This window comes from Desulfallas thermosapovorans DSM 6562, assembly GCF_008124625.1.
Lineage (GTDB): Bacteria > Bacillota > Desulfotomaculia > Desulfotomaculales > Desulfallaceae > Sporotomaculum > Sporotomaculum thermosapovorans.
The window spans coordinates 150,890-173,352 of record NZ_VNHM01000006.1; the positions used below are offsets into that span (position 1 = coordinate 150,890).

The 22,463-nt window shown below is 51.8% G+C and carries 23 protein-coding genes and 1 riboswitch; of the genes, 8 read left to right on the plus strand and 15 right to left on the minus strand.

Translation table 11 applies throughout. The features are described from left to right. Window positions 1–46: 46 nt before the first annotated feature. The 9 genes from LX24_RS07015 to LX24_RS07055 form a co-directional block, all read right to left on the minus strand. On the minus strand, window positions 47–394 hold the full coding sequence (locus tag LX24_RS07015; RefSeq protein ID WP_166511431.1) for a DsrE family protein: 348 nt from the start codon (window positions 392–394) through the stop codon (window positions 47–49). A 66-nt stretch (window positions 395–460) separates the two neighbouring features. Next, window positions 461–569, minus strand: a riboswitch (TPP riboswitch). Between the two features lie 98 nt (window positions 570–667). Continuing rightward, complete coding sequence (locus tag LX24_RS07020; RefSeq protein ID WP_166511432.1) at window positions 668–1,405, minus strand: energy-coupling factor ABC transporter ATP-binding protein; 738 nt, start codon at window positions 1,403–1,405, stop codon at window positions 668–670. Between the two features lie 102 nt (window positions 1,406–1,507). Further along, window positions 1,508–3,070, minus strand: coding sequence for an L-lactate permease (locus LX24_RS07025; protein ID WP_207706548.1), 1,563 nt, complete (start codon window positions 3,068–3,070; stop codon window positions 1,508–1,510). A 289-nt stretch (window positions 3,071–3,359) separates the two neighbouring features. Then, window positions 3,360–4,187 (minus strand): 3-deoxy-7-phosphoheptulonate synthase, encoded by an 828-nt coding sequence (gene aroF / locus LX24_RS07030; RefSeq protein WP_166511433.1) that lies wholly within the window; start codon window positions 4,185–4,187, stop codon window positions 3,360–3,362. Then, window positions 4,174–4,404, minus strand: coding sequence for a tryptophan synthase subunit alpha (locus LX24_RS07035; protein ID WP_166511434.1), 231 nt, complete (start codon window positions 4,402–4,404; stop codon window positions 4,174–4,176). Before LX24_RS07035 ends, aroF begins: the two co-directional genes overlap by 14 nt. Then, window positions 4,401–5,090 carry a phosphoribosylanthranilate isomerase gene (locus LX24_RS07040; RefSeq protein WP_166511435.1) on the minus strand — a complete coding sequence of 230 codons (690 nt, stop codon included), beginning with the start codon at window positions 5,088–5,090 and terminating at the stop codon, window positions 4,401–4,403. The genes LX24_RS07035 and LX24_RS07040 overlap by 4 nt, the downstream gene beginning before the upstream one ends. After that, window positions 5,087–5,968 carry an indole-3-glycerol phosphate synthase TrpC gene (gene trpC / locus LX24_RS07045; protein ID WP_207706549.1) on the minus strand — a complete coding sequence of 294 codons (882 nt, stop codon included), beginning with the start codon at window positions 5,966–5,968 and terminating at the stop codon, window positions 5,087–5,089. Before trpC ends, LX24_RS07040 begins: the two co-directional genes overlap by 4 nt. After that, window positions 5,965–7,002 carry an anthranilate phosphoribosyltransferase gene (gene trpD, locus LX24_RS07050; protein WP_166511436.1) on the minus strand — a complete coding sequence of 346 codons (1,038 nt, stop codon included), beginning with the start codon at window positions 7,000–7,002 and terminating at the stop codon, window positions 5,965–5,967. The genes trpC and trpD overlap by 4 nt, the downstream gene beginning before the upstream one ends. Before the next feature lie 99 nt (window positions 7,003–7,101). Further along, complete coding sequence (locus tag LX24_RS07055; protein ID WP_166511437.1) at window positions 7,102–7,677, minus strand: anthranilate synthase component II; 576 nt, start codon at window positions 7,675–7,677, stop codon at window positions 7,102–7,104. A 424-nt stretch (window positions 7,678–8,101) separates the two neighbouring features. Between LX24_RS07055 and LX24_RS07060 the strand changes: the two genes are divergently transcribed. Further along, complete coding sequence (locus tag LX24_RS07060; RefSeq protein ID WP_207706550.1) at window positions 8,102–8,977, plus strand: methyl-accepting chemotaxis protein; 876 nt, start codon at window positions 8,102–8,104, stop codon at window positions 8,975–8,977. Between the two features lie 111 nt (window positions 8,978–9,088). Then, a complete protein-coding gene (locus LX24_RS07065) occupies window positions 9,089–9,763 on the plus strand; it encodes a type IV pili methyl-accepting chemotaxis transducer N-terminal domain-containing protein (RefSeq protein ID WP_166511438.1) in 675 nt (224 codons plus the stop codon). Window positions 9,764–9,778: 15 nt separating this feature from the next. On the opposite strand, the gene trpE is transcribed toward LX24_RS07065, so the two are convergent. Further along, complete coding sequence (gene trpE / locus LX24_RS07070; protein WP_166511439.1) at window positions 9,779–11,251, minus strand: anthranilate synthase component I; 1,473 nt, start codon at window positions 11,249–11,251, stop codon at window positions 9,779–9,781. Between the two features lie 306 nt (window positions 11,252–11,557). Between trpE and LX24_RS07075 the strand changes: the two genes are divergently transcribed. From LX24_RS07075 to lgt, 3 genes are all read left to right on the plus strand, one after another. Then, the gene (locus LX24_RS07075) at window positions 11,558–11,809 is read left to right on the plus strand and encodes a late competence development ComFB family protein (RefSeq protein ID WP_166511440.1); all 252 of its coding nucleotides are present in this window, start codon (window positions 11,558–11,560) and stop codon (window positions 11,807–11,809) included. 60 nt (window positions 11,810–11,869) lie between these two features. Then, entirely contained in the window at window positions 11,870–12,160 is a 291-nt protein-coding gene (locus LX24_RS07080) for a DUF1294 domain-containing protein (RefSeq protein WP_166511441.1), read from the plus strand. Window positions 12,161–12,298: 138 nt separating this feature from the next. After that, complete coding sequence (gene lgt, locus LX24_RS07085; RefSeq protein ID WP_166511442.1) at window positions 12,299–13,072, plus strand: prolipoprotein diacylglyceryl transferase; 774 nt, start codon at window positions 12,299–12,301, stop codon at window positions 13,070–13,072. Between the two features lie 198 nt (window positions 13,073–13,270). Here the strand turns inward: lgt and LX24_RS07090 are convergent, their stop codons facing one another. After that, complete coding sequence (locus LX24_RS07090; RefSeq protein WP_166511443.1) at window positions 13,271–14,314, minus strand: HD domain-containing phosphohydrolase; 1,044 nt, start codon at window positions 14,312–14,314, stop codon at window positions 13,271–13,273. 324 nt (window positions 14,315–14,638) lie between these two features. On the opposite strand from LX24_RS07090, the gene LX24_RS07095 reads away from it, so the two are divergent. From LX24_RS07095 to LX24_RS07105, 3 genes are all read left to right on the plus strand, one after another. Continuing rightward, window positions 14,639–16,957, plus strand: a complete 2,319-nt coding sequence (locus LX24_RS07095; protein WP_423244327.1) for an FtsK/SpoIIIE family DNA translocase — start codon at window positions 14,639–14,641, stop codon at window positions 16,955–16,957. A 111-nt stretch (window positions 16,958–17,068) separates the two neighbouring features. Further along, the gene (locus LX24_RS07100; protein ID WP_243131655.1) at window positions 17,069–18,313 is read left to right on the plus strand and encodes an HD-GYP domain-containing protein; all 1,245 of its coding nucleotides are present in this window, start codon (window positions 17,069–17,071) and stop codon (window positions 18,311–18,313) included. 181 nt (window positions 18,314–18,494) lie between these two features. After that, a complete protein-coding gene (locus tag LX24_RS07105; protein WP_166511445.1) occupies window positions 18,495–19,073 on the plus strand; it encodes a hypothetical protein in 579 nt (192 codons plus the stop codon). Window positions 19,074–19,137: 64 nt separating this feature from the next. Here the strand turns inward: LX24_RS07105 and LX24_RS07110 are convergent, their stop codons facing one another. From LX24_RS07110 to LX24_RS07125, 4 genes are all read right to left on the minus strand, one after another. Continuing rightward, window positions 19,138–19,395 (minus strand): DUF3243 domain-containing protein, encoded by a 258-nt coding sequence (locus tag LX24_RS07110; protein ID WP_166511446.1) that lies wholly within the window; start codon window positions 19,393–19,395, stop codon window positions 19,138–19,140. Between the two features lie 119 nt (window positions 19,396–19,514). Further along, complete coding sequence (locus LX24_RS07115) at window positions 19,515–20,681, minus strand: CaiB/BaiF CoA transferase family protein (protein WP_166511447.1); 1,167 nt, start codon at window positions 20,679–20,681, stop codon at window positions 19,515–19,517. Window positions 20,682–20,830: 149 nt separating this feature from the next. Beyond that, a complete protein-coding gene (locus LX24_RS07120) occupies window positions 20,831–21,520 on the minus strand; it encodes a metal-dependent hydrolase (protein WP_166511448.1) in 690 nt (229 codons plus the stop codon). Between the two features lie 207 nt (window positions 21,521–21,727). After that, window positions 21,728–22,048, minus strand: a complete 321-nt coding sequence (locus LX24_RS07125) for an SCP2 sterol-binding domain-containing protein (RefSeq protein WP_243131656.1) — start codon at window positions 22,046–22,048, stop codon at window positions 21,728–21,730. Between the last annotated feature and the right edge of the window lie 415 nt (window positions 22,049–22,463).

The window sequence follows — 22,463 nt, forward strand, 5'->3', positions numbered from 1 at the left end:
TTCACCTTCGTTTTAATTAGGTTTTACTCTGTGTTAGTATGCGTGATCAAGGTTTTATGTAAGCATATCCCTGGGATTGTTTTTTGGCGATTTCAGTTATACCCGCCGGCACTACCCGGACATAGGCGGGCAATGATTTTTCAGCCAAAGAGTGCATATTCAGTGCATTGCGGCAAGCGGCAAAAACAACCCCCAACGCGGCCAACTCTTGCATTTCCCGGTGCAGGTCCTCCTCCGGGCCACTGCCATAAGCGGTTACCGCTGCACCGTTGGCCACAATTTCAATATCCGCCTGGCCCTGCCCAACGTCCTTGATAAAATTTTGGACATTTACAATTACCCTGGGCCACCTTGGGTTTTCATTGACATGAAAAAGAACCTTCAACCTGCTCATAATCGATAATCTCCTTTCACAGTAATAAAAAATTTAAAAGCGCACCCACAGGTCAGGTGCGCTTTATAAATGTAGTTCAAACCTTTCCTACGCGGGCATTACCCCGATCAGGTCAACGGGTCAGGTGCTTACAGCCCTTTCTCAGCCCATATCATGAGCTCCCCCGGTTGAATTATTATTTTTTTATATTATATATCATTACGCCACACGGTCAATACACAGGCCCCCGGATTAGTTAACCCGGCACCGGATGTAATATGAACTCTTTAGCTGCTAACCCGGAATCAAGCCGCTCCTTTTAAAGGGCTCCAATAATCGCTGCACCGCCGGCACAGTGACCTCACCCGCCAGTAATTCTTTTAACCCGCCTTTGTAAACCATATTGCCTTGATCTATCACCGCCACTTTATCCGTGAGGTAGGGAATTTCGTTAAAATCATGGGTAACGAAAACGGTGGTGACGCCGGTATTGGCCAGCAGTGCCCCCAACTCCTCCAGAAGCTCCAGCCGCGTGGAAAAATCAAGGGCTGAAAAGGGCTCATCTAAAAATACAACCTCGGGTTCTAAAACGAATGCCCGGGCCAGGCTGACCCGCTGTGCCTCGCCTCCGGACAAATGCAGCGGCTTGCGGTGGCGCAAGGCGGTTATGCCGAACCGCTCCAGCCAGTAATCCACCCGGCGCTGCCTTTGGGCCCCGGTGATACCCCTGAAATACATGCCCTGGGCGACGTTATTGAACACTGTGGTATTTAACAAAAGCGGTTCCTGAAACACCACGGCCATACGGCGACGAAAGTCCAGGCTGTTTTTACCCGTCACCTTCTCCCCCCGGAAAAATACCTCCCCGGATGTGGGAGGCTCCAGCAAAGCCAGCACTTTTAAAAAGGTGCTCTTGCCCGCTCCGTTGGGGCCAATCACCGCCAGGCGTTCCCCTCTCTCCAGATGGAAATCATCGATTTGTAAAATAGTTTTGTTATCCTTTACCAGTACCACGTCTTTTAAAGCTAGCATAGGGTTTACTCCCTTGAGTGTTTGTTACCGGTCTAATTTTAAAGCTAATTTTATATTCGGTGTAAGGGTTAAGTCAAGCTAATACACCGGTTACCAATGTATTTATATTAACAGCATAGCCATAATGGCACAAATGGTTGTTAACATGATGGAAATAACAAAGGCTGTTTTAATCACCTGGCTTTCTATACCCAGCGCATCTATGGTGGCAGCGGCGTTTTGCAATTTAGCCGGGGAAATTACACTTGCCAATCCCCCACCGATGGCGGTTGCCGCAATAACTATCAAAGAATCAACATTAAGCATTTCCGAAGTTAACAGGTGGTATTTTGTAAACATGGCAATGGTTGATGCCTCACTGCCGCTGACAAAACCCCCGAACAACCCCAGGTAACTGCTGATGAACGGGTACAGGGGACCGAAGGTGTTTGCCGACGCCTGGGCTAATACCGCAATCATATTTGAGTTGGGGTTGGTAATCTCCCAAACAACACCTGTATCCTGCATCCCTGAATTATTAAGCACAAAGGCAGTGGCAAAAAACACACCCGCTGCAAAAGTCGGCCTTGGAGCCCGCGCCAGCCATTTGGAACAGGTTTCCTTGATGGCTTTACCTGAAGGTTTGATAATTAAAAATGATAGAACCGTACTTATAAACACCCAGGTGTAGGCGTTCCAGAGCAATCTTGTTTTAATGGTCTGGCCCGGAATTATTGAGACTGCCGTGGTAATGCCGTTAAAAAGCAGGTCAAATATGGGTTTATAAAAGTTGATCACCAACAACAAGGTAACCAGGATCAACCAGGGAGAAAGGGCCTTTAACAGAGACATTTCTTTTTCCGTGTTTAGATCTTCTGCGGTTAGTTTGGACCGGTCAATAATTGGCTGGCCGGTGACCCGTAAATAGGCAAGCATTACTAAAATTGTGCACATTCCTGCAACCACGCCTGTTAATACAACTCCTGAACTCAGAAAAGGAATATGACTCATGGCAATGGCGGCACCGCCATTGGTCAAGCCGGCCAGTACACACGGTACAAGCCCTTCCTTGACTAACTTGAACCGGCCTACGATATATAGCATACCGAATCCAATTACGGTGGATATTACCGGTAGAAATATTGAAATCACCCTGGCCGACTCCACCAGTGAAGTACCTGTCAAGTCGCCAATAATAACCAGAGCGGAACCCAGTAGTGCATAAGTGCACAGGGCATCAAAACCAATTGCCGGCAAGGCAATGGCCACAAAGGTGGAGTACCCCATAGCCAGCAAAATGGGGGGCAAAATAGATACCGGAGTGGCACCAATAGATACCAGAAGGGTCCCCGCACCTACACAGAGCAGCATAATCTGAACTGGTTTATCAGTTGGAGCCAGTGTTTTGATGAATACCACTATTCTTTGCAGAGCACCGGTAGCCTGCATAAAGGTAATTTGAAAAATTGAGGCGAAGACCATAATGGAAACAGGGAAGGAAGAGATAAAGCCGGCAAGGCTGGATTTAAGACTAACTTCAAGAGAGGTGTTAAAAAAAATTAAAGCTATCATGATAGTTAACACCCAACCTACCGTACCACTGACATCTGCTGCAAATTGTTTTCTAACCATTAAATATACAATAGCCATAATGGGAAAAAGCGTTAAAAAGACCAGCAAACCCATAATATACCATCCTTCCATGCTACAATGATGTTGTTTTAAGCAGCTAATTACTTATTATACTAAAAAAATAAAATTCAGCAATAATATTATTTAATTAGAGATTATAAGTGGATTTCGCACGGGTTTTTTAAACCGCCTTTAATAGATATACTTTAGATTAGATGCTCTATATAAAAAAACAGGACCGGGTTTGACCGGTCCAGTTATATTTCCTCAAATTGAATATGTTTTTAACTCCGTTGAACTCCATTACCGGAACACTAAATTCCCTTGACATTAAACTTTTCACCTAAGCGCTGGCCCGTGAACTGCGGCGTCCTGCACCGGCACCCGACAGTTCTTCCATAAACACGGCCAAATCACCGGGCGGCAGCGACTGCGGCCCGTCGGAAAGGGCGTGTTCCGGAGCCGGGTGCACCTCCAGCATCAGGCCGTCGGCACCGGCGGCCAGGGCGGCCCGGGCCACGGGCAACACCAGCTCCCGGCGGCCGGTGCCGTGGCTGGGGTCGGCAATCAGGGGCAGGTGGGAGATATTTTTCACCGCCGCCACGGCATTGATATCGAAGATATTCCGGGTGTAGGTTTCAAAGCCCCGGATACCCCGCTCGCACAAAACCACCTGCTGGTTACCTTCGGCCAAAATGTATTCCGCGGCCAGCAGCCATTCCTCCAGCGTGGCGGAAAAGCCCCGCTTGAGCAGCACGGGGTAACCCACCCGGCCCACTTCCTTTAATAACCCGAAATTCTGCATATTCCGGCTGCCGATTTGGATCATGTGGGCGTAACGGCATACCTCGGACAGGTGCCGCACGTCCGTCACCTCGGTGATCACCGGCATACCGGCCACCCGCCCGGCTTCGGCCAGTATACGCAAACCATCGGCACCCAGGCCCTGGAACGAATAGGGCGAGGTGCGGGGCTTGTATGCTCCGCCCCGCAGCATCCGGACCCCCATCCGCTTCAGCCGGCAGGCCAGATTGACCATCATTTCCTCGTTTTCCACGGCACACGGCCCGGCTATTACCACCGGGGTTTTACCCCCGATCAGGCAATCCCCCACCTGCACCACGGTATTATCGGGCTTACTTTCCCTGCTCACCAGTTTATAAGGCGGCAATTTGGTTCACCTCCACCCCGGTCAGGGCCTTTTTCAAATCCCGCACCCGCCGGCTAACCGCTTCCACCATGCCGGGCTCACCGGCATGCCGGGCGATGATATTTACCAGCGCGCTGCCCACCACCACGGCATCGCAGTACCGGGCCACACCGGCGGCCTGCCGGGGATGGGCGATACCGAAACCCACCGCCAGGGGTAGCGGTAATGGCATGGTCATATTAAAACCCCCTTGGCCTGTACTATAAACTCTTTAATTTTGTCTATATCCTTGTGCCCGCCGGTTTCCACCCCGCCGGAAACGTCCACGGCATAAGGTTTGACAAGCTTTACGGCAGCCCGCACATTGGCGGCGTTAAGTCCCCCGGCCAGTATCACGGGTTTGGGGCAATCTATATTTTGCAGTATCCCCCAGTCAAAGGCCTCCCCCGTACCCCCGTAAATACCTTCTTTATAAGTATCGAATAAATAAGCATCGGCATTGCAGCGGGGCCACCGGGGCAAACCCCGGCCACCGCCCACCCGCAGGGTTTGGATTACCGGCAGGTTATGGTAAGGCGATTTACTGAAATTATTGTTGATCTCGTCGTCACCGCTTAATTGTATGGCGGTGAGCCCGCAATACGCGGCTATGTCAGCAACTTCCGCCGGGGGTGTGTTGACGAACACCCCCACCCGGGCCACAAAGGGGGGCAAATGTTGAATAATCCCCCGGGCAACCTCCGGTGTTACCTGGCGGCGGCTGGTGGCGAAAACAAATCCCAGGGCATCCGCACCGGCCTCCACCGCCGCCAGGGCGGTGGGGGTGTCCGTAATGCCGCAGATCTTTACCCTTACCCTGCGCCCCAAAGCCGCATCCGGGACGGATGCACTGGTTTTTAGCCGATTACACCGGCCTGCAGTCATGGGCCGGTCACCCCCCGGCCATCCCGGAGAGCACCCATCTCCCCCCGGGGAAACGCCGCCACGCCCTGCAGGGCGGCTGCACCCGCGCGCAGGTCACCGGAGGCCATCAGCGCCTCGCCCACCAGCACGGCATCCACCCCGCAGGCGGCCAAGCGCAACACATCGGCCCGGGTTTTAATACCGCTTTCGCTAACCACCACCACGCCGGGTTTATCTATATATTTAATAAGTTCCGCCGTTACCTCCAAATCCACCTGGAAGGTGCGCAAGTCCCGGTTGTTAATGCCGACAACCACGGCACCGCTTTTCATGGCCCGCCTGATTTCCCCGGGAGTGCGGGTTTCCACCAGCGCCTCCATACCCAGCCGGTGGACAAGATCGATATATTCACCCAGCATAGCGCCGGTGAGCACCCCGGCCAGCAACAGCACGGCATCCGCGCCCAGCAGCCGGGCCTCGTAAATTTGGTATTCGGAGATAATAAAGTCCTTGCGCAACAGGGGCAGTTTAGTGATTCGCCGGGCTGTGGCCAGGTACTCCGGCGCACCACCAAAAAACTGCCGGTCGGTTAGTATGGAAATGGCCGCCACCCCGGCATCCCGGTAGGCCCGCACCGCCGCTGCCGGGTCGAAATCCGCTTTAATAACGCCCCGGGAGGGGGATTGTCTTTTCACCTCGGCAATCAGCGCCACCCGCCCGGTTTTCAGCGCAGCGGCGAAATCACGACCTGCCGCCCGGGGTGCCGGCGGTGTATCCGCGATCCGTTCCTGAATTTCCCTTAATGGCAACCGCCGCCGGCTTTCCGCCACTTCCTCCCGTTTATGTTGTAATATTCGAGTTAACATGTCACCGCCCGCAGGTAATGTCGTTGTATTCATAGCCCGGCCACCCTGTCCTTTTTGCACCCGGTGGTAAAACGGATCATGGCCTCCAATTTATCCCGGGCCAATCCCCGGTCAATAGACCGGGCCGCCAGTTCCACACCGGTGGCAAAATCACCGGCCAGCCCGGTGGCCATGAATCCCAGGGAGGCATTCATCACCACCGCATCCCGGCGGGGGCCGGTTTCACCGGCTAAAATGCGCTTTACAATGACTGCATTTTCCTCCGGAGTGCCACCGGCCAAATGCTCGATACCCGCCTGTTGAAAACCGTAATCCAAAGGGTTAATGGTATATTCTTTTATATCGCCATTATTAACCTCGCCAACCATGGCCGGACCGGCCGGGGACATTTCATCCAGCCCGCCGGCACCGTGCACCACGAAGGCCCGCTCCACCCCCAGGCGCGGCAGCACCTCGGCCATTACATGCACCAGTGCGGGGCTGTAAACCCCCAGCACCTGGGCGCGAGCCCCGGCCGGGTTGGTCAACGGGCCAAGGATGTTGAATACCGTCCGGAAACCCAACTCCCGGCGCGGGCCGGCGGCGTGTTTCATAGCCCCGTGCAGTGCCGGGGCGAACAAAAAGGCTATGCCCACTTCATCCAGGCAGGCCGCCACCTCGTCCGGCTCTAAATCAAGATTCACCCCCAACGCCTCCAGCACATCGGCACTGCCGCAGCGGCTGGAAACGGAACGGTTGCCGTGTTTGGCCACCTTGACACCCGCCCCCGCCAGCACCAGCGCGGCAGCGGTGGAAATGTTGAAGGTACTGGCACCGTCACCGCCGGTACCACAGGTATCCACCAGCAAGGGATGCTTTGCCCGCACCGGTGTGGCCTTGCTGCGCATTACCCGGGCAAAACCGGTGATTTCGGCGGTGGTTTCACCCTTTAACTTGAGGGCCGTAAGCAGTCCTGCAATCTGGGCCTGGGTAGCCCGGCCGTCCATAATTTGTTCCATGGCCTGCATGGCCTCGGACTCGCTAAGGTGTTGCCCGGCCACTACCTTTTGCAACAATTCTTTCAACACTAAGCTCTCCTCCTCTCAGCTCGTAAACATACCTCAATGCCCAAATATTACCGATTGCTCGCCAGGCTATGTCACGTGAGTTAATAAAATTACTTTAAACTAGTTTAAGCCCGGCCCCTTTAAAAAGTTGGCCAGCAGTTCCATGCCGTATTCGCTGAGCATGGATTCGGGGTGGAACTGCACCCCCTCCACCGGTAAACTGCGGTGCCTCAGACCCATGATCTCCCCCTCTTCGGTCCAGGCGGTCACTTCCAGGCAATCCGGCAGTGTTTCCCTTTCCACCACCAGCGAGTGATAACGCACTGCTTTAAAGGGTGAGGGCAGGCCGTTAAATAACGACTTACCGTCGTGGTGGATCAAGGATATTTTGCCGTGCATAGGCGCTGCAGCCCTTACCACCCTGCCCCCGAAAGCATGGCCAATGGCCTGCAAGCCAAGGCACACCCCCAGTATAGGCCACTGACCGGCACAATCCCGCACAGCCTGCAGTATAATGCCGGCCTCGCCGGGCCGTCCCGGTCCCGGGGATAAAACCAGGTAATCGGGCTTGAGTTCTCGCACCTGGGCAACGGTAATGGCATCGTTGCGCCGCACCATCACCGTCTCTCCCAGCATGGACAGGTATTGAGCCAGGTTATAGGTAAATGAATCGTAATTATCAATCATCAGCAGCATGATGCAACCAGCCTTTCCCTTGGAACGTATGATAAACGCAAAAAACCGGCACTCAAATGAGCGCCGGTCAAAATATGCCCGTCGTCACTCATCTCAGCTCAACTCATCTCCAATCAAAAAATTAATAAAAAATCCACTCTGCTAAACTCATCTAAAGGCTAAACTTATAGTCACAGTATTTTTTTACTATTCAGTTGATAGAGTGACTATACTACTTCTGGCCACGGTTGTCAATAACCTTTTTCTTTATTTTTATTCCCTACCCCCAGTTATGCGAAAAAGATTTAACCGTACTAATTCCTGCCTGTGTGATCCAGTTAACAGCAATATATGAATAAGCCGTTTAAAATTTTTAATAAATAACAGATCTGGTTTACCTGGCATAGTTTGGAAAACCAGAGTTTGAATATCTATAAAATGTGGGGTGATCAAGATTAAACTGGATGAAATTGGCCAACTAAAAGTTGCTTTTTCACAAATGCAAAAAAACCTGCGGCAACTAATCGGGGAAGTAGTGGAAAAATCAAAGGAAGCAGCTCATTTAGCTGAACAACTATCTTTAATAACGGACCAAATATCCCAGGGGGCAACGGAAAACGCCAGTGCGGCGGTACAGATATCATCCAGCATGGATGACGTGGCCGAAAAAGCGCAAAACGTTAAAGAAAGAGCCGACCGGACGGCACAATTAGCCAATGCAGGTAAAGAAAGCATGGAAGATGTCAGCCGGCAAATCAAGGCCATGCACGATGTTACCCGCCAGGCGGTACAAAAGGTATATGGGTTTGCCGAAGCTTCCAGAAGAATAACCGATATTTTAAATTTAATCAATGGAATTGCTGAACAAACCAACCTGTTAGCCTTAAACGCGGCTATTGAGGCCGCCAGAGCCGGTGAACACGGGCGTGGTTTTGCCGTTGTGGCGGAGGAAGTGCGCAAACTAGCCGAGCAGTCTTCCTCGTCCACCAAAGAAATAGAAACTCTTATTTCAGGCATAAGCAATGATATAGAAGAGATCGTCAAGCTTATGGAGGAATCGGCCAGGGAAACTGACCATGGCCTTGAAGTAGCCGGCCGGGCATCGTCAGCTTTTCAGGAAATTCTACAAAGTATAGAAGAAGTTGACTCGCAGGTAAGTGATGTAGCGGTTGCCACCGGTGAGGTTTCCAACGCCGTTCAAAATATAGCTGCTTCCACCCAGGAACAGAGTGCAACGCTCCAAGAAACCGCAAGCAATATTGAGCAGCTTTCCAATATGTCGGTTGAACTTGAAAAAATGGCCGGGAGGTTCACCATCTAAATCTCTCCGGGGCTAAACCGGAATTTACGTCGTTTTTCGGTAAACTGGCCTACCACACTATCAGTGACAGCACATGATAACGATTTTTAAGGCATCAAAGGGGGTTAAGATATGCTATCCGGGCTTAGCATCAAATGGAAACTACTAATACCTGTTATATTTATCTTGTTGATGACAGTGGTCCAGATATTTTTGATCACTAACATGATTAAAGCCCAGCAAGCGGATGCAGCGCGCGTCAATCTAGCCGGGCGACAAAGGGCCATCAGCCAGAAAATGACCAAAGAAACACTTAATTATATTATTCAACAGGACGGCTTAATAGCCGAAAAACAGGCGGCGGAAATGGAAACGCTGGAAAAATCATTAAAAACATTGATTAACGGCGGAACCATAGAATTAAGCGGGCGGACTGTATTAATAGAGCCCACGCAAAATGAAGCAATTCTCTCGGCCCTGAATGAAGCCGAACAATATTGGGAAATGAACAAACACATTTTTACTGAAGCACTGATCCAGCCCACACCCGCAGCAGTGACGGAAATTAACAATGCCTCTTCCGGCCTGTTGGAACGCTTTGATAAAATTGCAGGCATGTATGAAACAGCCAGCAATGAAATGGTCAGGCGCAATATGATATTTATTTATACCGGGCTGTCTTTCTTTTTATTAATTGCAGCGGCCGCCTGGTATTATGTGCAGAGAAATTTTGTCCGGCCGCTGCTGTTTTTAAGAGATACAGCCAATAAAATTGCCGCCGGGGATTTATCACAGTTGGCAGATTAACCGGTGGAAAATAAATCACCCGGCGACCAACCTTTCTTCCCCCAACCCCAGCGTCTTGAACATAGCCCGGGCTTTACTGGCTATCTCCGCACACTCGTTTAAGGGACGGGAGTCGGCCACGATACCCGCTCCGGCTTGAATATATACGGTACGGTCTTTAATCACCAGCGTACGGATGGCAATGGCAGTATCCATATTACCGTTAAAGCCCAGATACCCGACGGCACCAGCGTAAACACCCCGGCGGTAGGGTTCCAGTTCATCAATGATCTGCATGGCCCTAACCTTGGGGGCCCCGCTGACGGTTCCGGCCGGGAAACAGGAAGCCAGCGCCTCCAGGGCACCGGTACCGGGCAACAGCTTACCCTCCACCCGGGAAACAATATGCATAACGTGGGAAAAATATTCAATGTCCATAAACCGGGGCACTTTAACGGTACCCGGCCGGCAGACCCGCCCCAGGTCGTTGCGCCCCAGGTCAACCAGCATCAGGTGTTCCGCCCTTTCCTTTTCATCCGCCAGCAGTTCCCGGGCCAGTTCTTCTTCCCGTGCCGGGCTGTCGCCCCGGGGGCGGGTACCGGCAATGGGACAGGTGGTTATCACACCATTCTCCACCCGCACCAGCATTTCCGGTGAAGAGCCAATCACCCTGATATCTCCCACCTTTAAATAATACATGTATGGGGAAGGGTTTACACTCCTCAACCGCCGGTAAACCGCCAGGTCGTCACCATTAAAACCCATGGCATAGCGCCGCGACAGCACCACCTGGATAACTTCACCAGAGCGGATATATTCCAGGGCTTGCTTCACCCGCCGGCAAAACTCGCCATCGGGTAAATCCACACGGATTTCTCCCTGCAGGGTAAATCTCCCCGGGGCAGGCAGCGGCTTTTCCAAGGCTTGACGCAACCGGGCCAGTTTTTGCACGGCCCGGTGGTATACCCGGGTGGGGTCGGTGCCGTCCAGGGGACAGTTAGCCACCAAAGTTACGGTGTGGCGCACGTGGTCAAAAACAGCCACCGTTCCGGGGAAAAACTGCAAGCAATCGGGCAAATTCATTTCATCCCGGGGTGTCCCGGGCAGGCTTTCCAGTGAACGCACCGCATCATAGGCCATGTAGCCCACTGCACCGCCGTAAAAGCGGGGCAATCCCGCCACGGGCGGCACCCGGTAGTATTGTAACAAGTCATGCAGCGTTTTAAAGGGCGACCCGCCCGCCGGCCTGGTTATCGAGCCTGGATAGGTAATCTTTCCCCGGCCCCCGGTGGACTCGTAAACCAGTAGCGGGTCAAGGGCTATAAAGGAATAACGCCCCAGGTGCCGTCCTCCTTCAACGCTTTCCAGCAAACAGGCCGTACCATTTTGGGCCAGCTTGATAAACAGGGTAATAGGTGTTTCGGTATCGGCAATAAACTCGGTATATACGGGAATCAGGTTATACTGCCGGGCTAAAGTCAGGTAATCTTCCAAACCGGGCTTGATCATGATTTACCTCCTTAATGCTCGTGAGCACCTTGCCACCAAAACCCTGCCAGGGAATAATCCTTATACCATGTAAAAAGCGGCACTCAAATGAGTGCCGCACTTTTTGCGTGACAACAATACTCATCTAAGCTCATCTGGAAAAAAATTGCTCAACTCAACTCAAATCTTCTATTAATATTGCATTTTACAAAAAATATAATATAAACTAATTATATAATTGTCAAGTACGTAAAAAAGCTTTGCAACACGACCTGCCCATAGTAATAACCTCAACAAATATTTGGCAAAAGGAGGGTTAATGGTAATATGCGCCTTGTCAACGTAATGGAATTGCTGGTATTTGAGATAATTGACGAGCTAATAGAACAAAATAATGTTTGCAACTGTACCAGGTGCAGGCTGGATATTGCGGCCATCGCCCTGAACAACCTGCCGCCCACCTATGTTGTTACCGCAGAAGGTGAAAGCGTTAAATCCAGCCTGGCCCAGTACCGCATAGACGCTTTACAAATGGTAAACAGGGCGGTTAAAATTGTCAAAAAAAGCCCGCACCATTAAGGCAGCCGCTGGCGATCCAACTAACATCATTACTAACTGAAGGTATACGGGGCATTGAGCATGTTAACAATATATTTAACAATTACCAATTTAATATCCTTTATACTTTTCGGGCTGGATAAATACCGCGCCCGGCACCGGTTGTTCCGGATCCCGGAAAAAACGCTGTTTATGGCGGCGTTAGCGGGTGGAGCCGCCGGGGCACTAGCCGGCATGTACATTTTTCACCATAAGACCAAACACATTACCTTTACCATAGGCATACCGGTCATTATGCTGGCACAAATATGGTTGTATTTTGTTATCACGGGCCAGCAGGCCTGGTTTATGGATTTGGTCACCGGGTTTTAGTCCCCCGGTCGCTGCCCGGCCAATCCAATATCGCCCCTAAAACCGGCGATTTTAAACTAATATTGCAGTACCCGTCCCAACGGTACCGTTATCATGATTTTACATAAAGTGCCAGGCACCTTGAAGGAGGATTTTTTGATGATCGACCCCGTAGCCGTACAAATCGGCTCCTTGACAATCAGATGGTACGGCGTTATCATGGCCACCGCCTTTTTGCTGGGAATTTGGCTGGCTTACCGGAGAGCGGAACAAAACGGCATTGACCCCAACCACATACTGAATATGGTAACCCTGATCATACCGGCATCCATTATCGGGGCCCGGCTTTACTATGTTATATTCACCTGGGATAATTACCGGCTTGAGCCCCTGGAGGCCCTGGCCATCTGGCACGGCGGGCTGGCCATCCACGGCGGTATTATCGGCGGCTTGCTGGCCGGGTTGTTTTATGTCCGGCGGTACGGGATTTCCCCCTGGCAAACCGCCGACATTATAGCCCCCAGTTTAATACTGGGACAAGCCATAGGGCGCTGGGGCAATTTTATTAACCAGGAGGCCCACGGCGGCCCGGTAACCGAGACATTTATCAACCATTTTCCGGCCTTTATCAAAGAGCAGATGTATATCGGGGGGCAGTACTACCACCCCACATTCCTTTACGAATCGATATGGAATCTGGTGGTGTTTACAGTCCTTACCTGGAGATGGCCGCGAAAAAAGGCAGACGGCGAAATCGCCTTTCTTTACCTGATCCTTTATTCCACCGGCCGTTTCTTTGTGGAATCGTTGCGTACCGACAGCTTAATGCTGGGCCCTATACGGGTAGCCCAATTGGCCAGCATAATATTAATAGTGGTGGGTCTTGCAGGCATGTATATACTGCATAAAAAAAAGCTCCCCCTGGAGAGCTGACCGGGGCATGTTCAGACGCCGTGTCTTGCAGTGTATACCGCCACAAGTATAGCAGCCATTGCCCGGGCAAACCCCACCGGGGCAAACAAAAGACAAGCCATCTCCGGTGGTGCCGGGTGTTGAAAGTCCTTTGACTTTCAACACCCGGCACCAGAGCTTGAAAAGCAGCCTGTTTTGTTATTACAAACTCCTCCCTTATTACCCGGTGATCCAGTGATCCTGCACCATAGCCAAAAAAGAGCGCACCACCTCGGGGTCAAATTGAGTACCGGCATTGTTTTTAATTTCCGCAATGGCCTTTTCCATGGGAAAGGCCTTGCGGTAACTGCGATCCGAGGTCATGGCATCAAAGGAGTCCGCCACCGCCAACACCCTGCTGAGCAGTGGAATATCGTCTCCCTTCAGGCAGTCGGGATAACCACGGCCATCATACCGCTCATGGTGGTGTTTAATAATTGTTAGAATATCCTTCATGTTCTGCATGGAATCCAGTATAGCCACGCCAATATTGGGGTGTTTTTTTATAATATCAAACTCGGACTGGGTAAGCCGGCCCGGTTTGGTGAGTATAGCTTCGGGAACACCGATTTTCCCCACATCATGCAATAGCCCGGCCAGGTAGGCCATATTGGCCGTTTGTTCATCGACACCCAGCCCGTAACATATCTGCTGGGCATATTCGGCCACCTTTTCCGAGTGCCAGCGGGTGTAATTATCCCTGGCCGCAATGGCGTTGGCAAAGGCCCTGATGGTCTCCATGTGCTGGTTATAAAGTTGAGCACTGGTTTGTACCAGTATATGATTAACTTCCTCCAGTTGTTTCTTTTTCCGGCGATAGGGTGTTAAGTCATAGTACACCCCACAGGCACCGATAAACCTGCCATCTTTATCCCGGATTGGCGCGGACCAAACCCGGCAGATGGCTGTATCATGCAAAAAGCTTATATACAATTCAAGTTCGCCCGACGAAGCCCGCCCAGTTTCCAGGGTTTCCAGTAGAGGATCTAGGAAATTTCCCTGCTCGTCCTTCCTTTTCCCCAGAAAAAAAATATCCTCCAGCTTTCTGTTGATTAGCTTTTCATGCCGAACAGCCCTGTGCTTCTTGAAAGTATCATTATAGCCGATTATTATGCCGTCTTTGTCAACAATGAGCACACCACAGGGCGATGCCTGAATTATCACACTTTTTATATCTTCCAGGGCCATAAATTCATTTATTCGATTGCCATTTTCATTCAGCAAGAATCACACCCCGAATTTCCACTTAATGCTATTATACAATTGTTAATAGTAAGTTCGATGAAAGCACCCAAAATCCTTTTATACAGGCACAAATTTCATTTTTTGCGTCAAAAACCCACCCCACACGGGTTAAACCCAATAAAACAGATCAACCGGTTAAACGTAAAGAGCTGTTCGAAAAGTCCATGTGGGATCCATTATATAATCTCTACGCTGGCTGGCTCACGCAGGTGCATTTTCTCGCTTTACTTGCCCCGGCGACCATTTTATGGTAAGCTTCTAAATGAGATAATCCCCTAAAATGCTCCAAAGGAGGAGCCTGTTTTGACAAAATCCGCAAAAAAGAAAACCACTGCCCAAAATTCAGGCTCGAACATTATGCTGGATATAGCCGGGCTTACTCTTATTGCACTATCATTAATTGGTTTGGCCGGCTTATTTACAAGTGCCGTGGGCGCTGTCGGTACAGTTGGATTACTGATTAAAAAAGGCATGAGAATACTGGCGGGTTCGGGTTATGTGGTCTTTTTGCTGCTGTTAATACCCATTGGCCTCAAGCTGATGAGCCGCAACAGGTGGCAGGTAAACAGCCGTTTTTGGGGGCTGCTGGTTCTGTTCGGCAGCTTGCAGATATTTTTACACCGGAATATACCCATGTCCCAGTCATTCCCCGCCGGGCTGGCGGGACAAGGCGGCGGGGTATCCGGCGCCGCACTGGGATACGCCTTGAAATACGGTTTTGGCACCGTGGGCACATATATTTTTCTGGTATTGTTAATTTTAGTGGGCGTCGCCCTTTGCACCGGTGCATCCATCAAAGAACTGGCGGCAAACAGCTGGTTGAGGATAAAAACTGTGGCAGCCCGGCTGGGTAACATGATCATAAACTTTTTATTTACCGAAGTGGATGAAACCCGGCCCCACCGGGGGAAAACAGACCGCCCGGCCCCGGAGGCCGGTTTAACCGGAAATGAGGACCCGCTGCAGTTGACCGGGGATTTTACACCACCGGTTATTGAAGTAGCCCGGACCGGCGGTGCCCAAAACGGCCGGGAGACGGACCGGATCGCGCCGGAAGAACTACAGCCGGGAATGTGCCAGGGGCATGGTGAATCAACCGAAGAACAGTCTGAAGATATACCGGCACCGCGGGTCAACACGGCAACCGGAGGCTCCGAGTACCACCTTCCCCCTCTGAGCTTGCTGGCCCCCGTGCCGGCCAGATCCGATAACCAGGCCGGCAAAGACGTTAATCAACGCATTAAAGTGCTGGAGCAAATACTGGACAGTTTCGGCATTAAAGCCCGGGTCACCCACGTTTCTGTAGGCCCTTCCATCACCAGGTATGAGTTGCAGCCACCGCCGGGTGTAAAAGTAAGCAAAATTGTAGGTCTAGCAGACGATATTGCCCTGGGCATGGCCTCCGCCGGGGTACGTATTGAAGCCCCCATACCGGGCAAGGCAGCGGTGGGCATCGAGGTGCCCAACGGTGAAATCGCCGCCGTGGCGCTGCGTGAATTACTGGAGGACAAATCCTTTACCGGTTCAACCTCCCGGCTCACCATCGCCCTGGGTAAAGACATTGCCGGTACTGCGGTAACGGCGGACCTAGCTAAAATGCCGCACCTGCTCATCGCCGGGGCCACCGGATCGGGTAAAAGCGTGTGTGTAAACACGCTGATTTGCAGTATTCTTTATAAAGCCACACCTGATGAGGTTAAATTTTTAATGGTGGACCCCAAAATGGTGGAGCTGGCCAACTACAACGGTATTCCCCACCTGGTCAGCCCGGTGGTGACCAATGCCAAAAAAGCGGCCGGGGCGCTGCGCTGGGCCGTCCGGGAAATGGAGTCCCGCTATGATATGTTCGCTGCGGCCGGGGTACGGGATATCACCCGCTACAATGCCTTGTTCGGAGAATTTGAGCGGGAACCGGGGCAAAGTCCGCTACCTTACATAGTGGTGATTATTGATGAGCTGGCTGATTTGATGATGGTGGCGCCGGCCGATGTGGAGGACGCCATTTGCCGCCTAGCCCAGATGGCCCGGGCGGCGGGTATTCACCTGGTGGTGGCCACCCAGCGGCCTTCGGTGGATGTAATCACCGGCCTTATTAAAGCCAACATACCCTCACGCTTATCCTTTGCGGTTTCCAGCCAGACCGACTCCCGCACCATCCTGGATATGGGGGGGGCGGAAAAACTGCTGGGCAAAGGTGACATGCTGTTTTATCCGGTGGGCGCGGCCAAGCCGGTACGGGTGCAGGGAGCCTATATCTCAGACAAGGATGTGGAAAACCTGGTGGACTTCCTTAAAGACCAGGCCCGGCCGGTCTATAACGAAGCAGTGCTGGAGGAGCAGCCCGGGGGCGAGGCGGTGGAAATGGAGGAAAGCGACGAGCTGCTGCCCCAGGCCGCCAAAATATTTATTGAAAGCGGCACAGCTTCCATCTCCATGCTGCAGCGCAGGCTGCACATCGGTTATTCCCGGGCCGCCCGCCTGGTTGATATCATGGAGCGACGCGGTATCGTGGGCGGCTTCGAAGGCAGCAAACCCCGCGCCGTGCTAATGACCATGGAACAGTACCAGCAGGTTTTTGACAGCCAGGCGCAGGTGGCGGAGGCAAAAACCGCGGTGTCATAAAGACACTGCGGTTTTTAAGCATGTACGGATAAGTGTTGCCTGTATTTAACGATCTGTATATACTTTATCTAATGAGCAAGCAATGCAACGATGATACCGGAGGTTTTCCAATTGCACGCCACTGTTAATTCATCCATAACCCCACAATTGGGGCTATACAAACTATTACGTGCCCTATCCCTGGCCATGGATTACAACCGCAACGGTTTAATGCGCCACCACCAGCGGGTGGCTTTAATTTGTTCTTACCTGGCCGAGGAAATGCAGCTGGAACCCAACACATTGCCGCAGCTTTACTGCAGCGCTGTAATCCACGATGCCGGAACCAGCACCTTTAGTGAAAAAGCCGACCTGGAAAAATTCGAGACCATAAAACCCTGGCAGCACTGCGAAAGGGGCTACCGGTTACTTAACACTATGCCCGTACTGGCACCGCTGGCTGAAACAATATTGCACCATCACGACCGCTGGGACGGCCAAAACCCCTCCGGGCTGGCGGGTAATGCCATTCCCCTGCACAGCCGGATTATTTTCCTGGCCGACCGGGTGGATGTACTGGCCCAACAACCGGGCGGCATTCTGGACAACCGGGAAGATATAGTGCGCCGAATAAACAACCACTCGGGCACCATGTTCGATCCGGAACTGGTAAACGCCTTTAACAGGGCAGCCCGCAAGGAAAGCCTGTGGCTGGATCTTACCTCACAGTTTATAGACTCCATCCTGGACAGCCGCCTGAGCACCTGCCCGGCGGTCACCGGCCAGGAAGAGATCATCGGCGTAAGTGAAATTTTCGCGGAGATAATTGACAGCAAAAGCCCCTTTACCCACCGTCACTCCCGGCTGGTGGCCAACACGGCAGCTTTGCTGGCTGGTAAAGCCGGGTTTACCAGCCGGGAGAGAAAAAATATGTACGTGGCCGGATTACTTCACGATCTCGGCAAGCTGAGTATCCCCGAGGAAATACTGGAGAAACCCTCCGGGTTGGATAAACGGGAGTATAATGCCATTAAGCAGCATACTTACATTACTTATCAAATTTTAAATATGATTGACGGTTTTGAGGAAATCACCCGCTGGGCGGCTTACCACCATGAAAAATTAAACGGGGAGGGCTACCCCTTTCACTTGACGGCCGCGGATTTACCCACCGGTTCCCGCATTATGGCTGTAGCCGATATATTCAGCGCCCTGGCGGAGGACCGCCCGTACCGCCGGGGTTTACCCCGGCCCCAGGTGGCGGAGATTATGAACCGGATGGTGAAATCAAACAGCATAGACGGTGAGATTGTGGAAATTTTAATGGATAACTACCGGGAAGCCGAAATGTTAAAGGATGAACTGGCGGCACAGTAATACCATCCATATGAAAGGACCGGCTGCCTGGAAAATAAAAGCGATCATACTAAAGGAGCTGGTTGCAAAGGTTGTCTTCGGTGGTTGAAGGCTATACGGCAATTAGCGAGCACCAACGCGCAAATTTGCAAGGGATCTCGGTACGGGGTTCTGAACAAACTGAAAGGAGGTACGGCGGGTAATGTCAAATCCTGAAAACCCAAACACATTCAACACTTTTCTAACCCCCGAAGACTATCATTATCTTTACCGTATAACAGCCGGGCCGACGCCGCTGCGGGAAAACTGCGGCACCCTTTGCGACAGCGTGTGCTGCCGGCCCGGCCCGCGTAATGACCTGGGTATATATTTGTTCCCCGGGGAGGAAGTTATGTTTACCCGCCGGGAAAACTGGCTTCATTGGGAGGCCCAGGACCCCGCCGAGCAGCTTTTCCCGGCCTCCTGGCCCAACCCGGTATATTTTGTGCGCTGCAACGGGTCATGCCCCCGGGAGGCACGCCCGCTGGCCTGCCGTTTTTTCCCCCTGGCACCCCATTTACAGCAGGACGGCCGGCTGCTGCTCATTTACGAAACCCTGGATTTGCCCTACCAGTGCCCCCTAATAGCCACGGGGCAGCCATTGCAGAAAAAATTTATTCAAACGGTAAATACAGCATGGCTGTTAATGCTTAAAGACCAGCGCATACGGGATTTTGTTGAGGAAGAATCCCGTGACCGCGAAGCCCGGGGTATACCGCTGCAAGTTCTGCCGGTTATCTAGGTTAATAACTTCCCTTCGCTCCCCCCTGGTAACTGCGTATTACCGTGGTTATTTCGGGAGCCGGTTACATTTTCTCGGTCTTATCCACCATGCGTATGATCAGACCGGCCAGCACCTTTTTTTCGTCCTCCCGGGCCTCGCTCCACAATTCATTAAGCAGCCGCTGTTCCCGGTTGCCGGGGTCCACTTTTTCGGCCAGAAATTGCCCCACCCGGCAAGCTATGTCATTAATACGCTCGTCTGACATACCCACTGCCTCGGCAGCATTTACAGCATGGTGCAGCATTTTTTTCCACTGGTGCCACGATACCCCGAGTTCCACCGCAAAACACCTCCGGGTATATTATTTCCCGCTGGTGAAAAAGCATGTGTATAAAAATTATGTCGTACAGGTAAAATCGGCTCCGTGTTATCCCGGCACCATTAGGTAATTATGGTATTTTAAATAACCCCTTGCTCCTTCAACAGGGCCAGTTCCTCCCGGTCCAGCCCCAGTGCGCCGTACAGCTCGGCATTGTGCTCGCCCAAAGCAGGTGGACACAGCGCTTTATTAACGGGCACGCCATCAACGACCAGGGGGTGGCGCACCTGGCGCAACATGCCCCCACCGGGACGGGCCACATCAATGATCAGCCCCCGACTGCGGGCATACTCACCTTCCAATACTTCCTCCGCAGTGTCCACCGGTGTCAGACAGCAGTCCACCTTTTCGCCGAAATCCCGCCACCAGTCCCTGGTATGGGAAAGAAAGATTTCCCTTACCTCCCGGTATACCGGATCATCTTCCACAGCCCGGGAAGAATGGCCGGAAACCAGATCCTCCCGGCCCAGGGCACGGCAGAAGTTCTGCCAGAACTTGGCCTCCAGCGCCCCCAGCGCCACGTAGCCATTATCCATGGTGCGGTAGACATTATAACAGGTCAGGGCGCCGCACAGCATCATATTCCCCCGGGCCGCCGGCGTCCCGATGGCCATGAGATTGGCCAGGTGAATGGACATCATGGAAAACAACCCGTCGGTCATGGATAAATCCAGATAGGCACCCTGCCCCTCCCGCTGCTTTTGCCACAACGCGGACAAAATACCGATTACGGCGAACATGCCTCCGGTGAGATCGGCCACCTGCACCCCCGGTACTACGGGCTGGGCATCCCTGACCCCGGTGATGCCCAGCACACCGCTGACCGACAGGTAGTTAATATCATGCCCGGCCCGGTCCCGGTAGGGACCGTTCTGCCCGTAACCCGAAAGGGAACAGTACACTATACCGGGGTTAACCTGCCGTACGGCCTCATAATCGAGGCCCAATCCCTGCATAACACCGGGACGAAAGCCTTCAATAATCACATCGGCCTCCCTGGCCAGCGCCAGGAAAATTTCCTTACCCCGCTCTTTTTTCAAATTCAGCGTGATACTCTTTTTATTGCGATTTACTGCCAGAAAAAATACACTGACCCCGTCCACCCGGGGCAAAAACCCACGCATGTAATCTCCGGTCCCGGGTTCTTCAACTTTAATGATCTCGGCCCCCAGGTCACCCAGCAGCATAGTGGCATAGGGACCCGGCAGCAGCCGGGTCAGATCCAGCACACGAATCCCTTTGAGCATATTATTATCACCTACTGTTGCAAATTAAACTACTATTTTAATATTAGGCAATATTTAGATTTTTCCTTTGTTAAAACACCTGTAAGCCCACTTATCCAACCCTTAAAAACCCGGCCATTAAGACCGGGTTAAAGTCTGCCAGTGGGCAATTATATAACTATCTCCTGTCCCGGCTTTAACACCTCCACCGGCACCCCGGGGGCCTTTTCGCCGGCCAGTTTCACAAATTCACCGGCATCTTGCACCAAAACGGGGAAAGTGCCATAGTGAATGGGAACCACCTTGCCGGGTTTGAGCAGTGTCAGGCTGTAAGCCGCCTGCAGCGGGTCCATGACATAAACGCTGCCGATGGGTAAAAGGGCCAGGTCGATGGAATATATTCGGCCCAGTAGTTCCATACTGGCAAATATGCCAGTGTCCCCGGCATGGTAAATTGTTTTGCCGTCCTCCAGGGTTATAATATAACCAACGGCATCACCGGCCGTTGCGGAATGGAAGGCCTGGGTCATGGTCACCTTGATGCCCGCCACCTCCACCTGACCGCCAATATTCATACCCACAGTATTTTCAGCAGGGACTCCGGCCTCTTGCAGGATGCCCACCAATTCGGGCTGGCCAATCACCTTGGCACCGGTAGCCCGGACCAGGTCAGGTATATCCGTTCCCATGTGATCAAAGTGATCGTGGGTGACTAAAATAATGTCGACCTTGCCAATGTCTTCCTTCTTTACCGGACAACCGGGATTGCCGGTAATCCAGGGATCAATGAGAATAACACAGCCGCCGGTGGTGGTAACCTGACACGCCGCGTGTCCCAGCCATTTTACACTATTGGGCATCTAATCATCTCCTTACATGGTAATTTATTTAAAGTATTATCCAAATGTTTCTGCTTATACCGGCATATTCCTGCAACCTTTTCATTAATTTCCCTTATGTTTATTTAGCTTTTTAAAATGCCGGGCTCGCAATGCAATGTAAAATAACGGCGGGTCGTTTAAAGACCATTTAAACGACCCGCCTGAATCGCAATATAAAAATTTAAATTACCCCAGTAACGCCTGCAGGCGCATGGCCAGCGACATATCACCCTCAACCCGTAATTTTCCGGTCATAAAGGCACTCATGGCATCCATTTTGCCCTCTATCAGGTCTTTAAAATCAGCCGCTTCCATGGCAATGGTGATATCGGGCTTATCCGCCACACCCTGGTTTAGTTGTGCGGCACCATCGGTGAAAACAACATTGTAGTCACCGCCGCCTTCGCCGGACAGCTTGAACTGGTAGGTCGCCGTGACACCGGCCATTTTGGACGGATCGGCGTTTAATTTAGCCTCTAATCCCGCAATGATATCCTGCAAACTCACTGATACATCCCCCTTTTATAATTGTATGTGGTCGGTGCTGCCACCGCATCACAACTATCGTAACCGTAAACTGAGCCAATTGCAAAATTAACATTCCGAACCAAAACACCAAAAGCTAACAACCGATAAACACAAGCCAAAACAAGAATTAGCTTGTTTCATGGCGTAATACAGGTATATGATCAAACCTAACGCAAAAAAAGCGCAAAAAACCACCTATGGCTTCTTATAGCACAAATAACAACAAATTTAACAAACCTTTTTGGGGTTATAACAACTAAGCAGCCGTATTCAATAGCTTGCTTTTAATCTGCACCATTGTCGCAGCTATAAACGTAATCAAGCAAACCATGACATCAGTAAAAGCCTTATCTATGCCACGCTTGGTCAGCCAATCCATGTAAAGGTGGTCCTT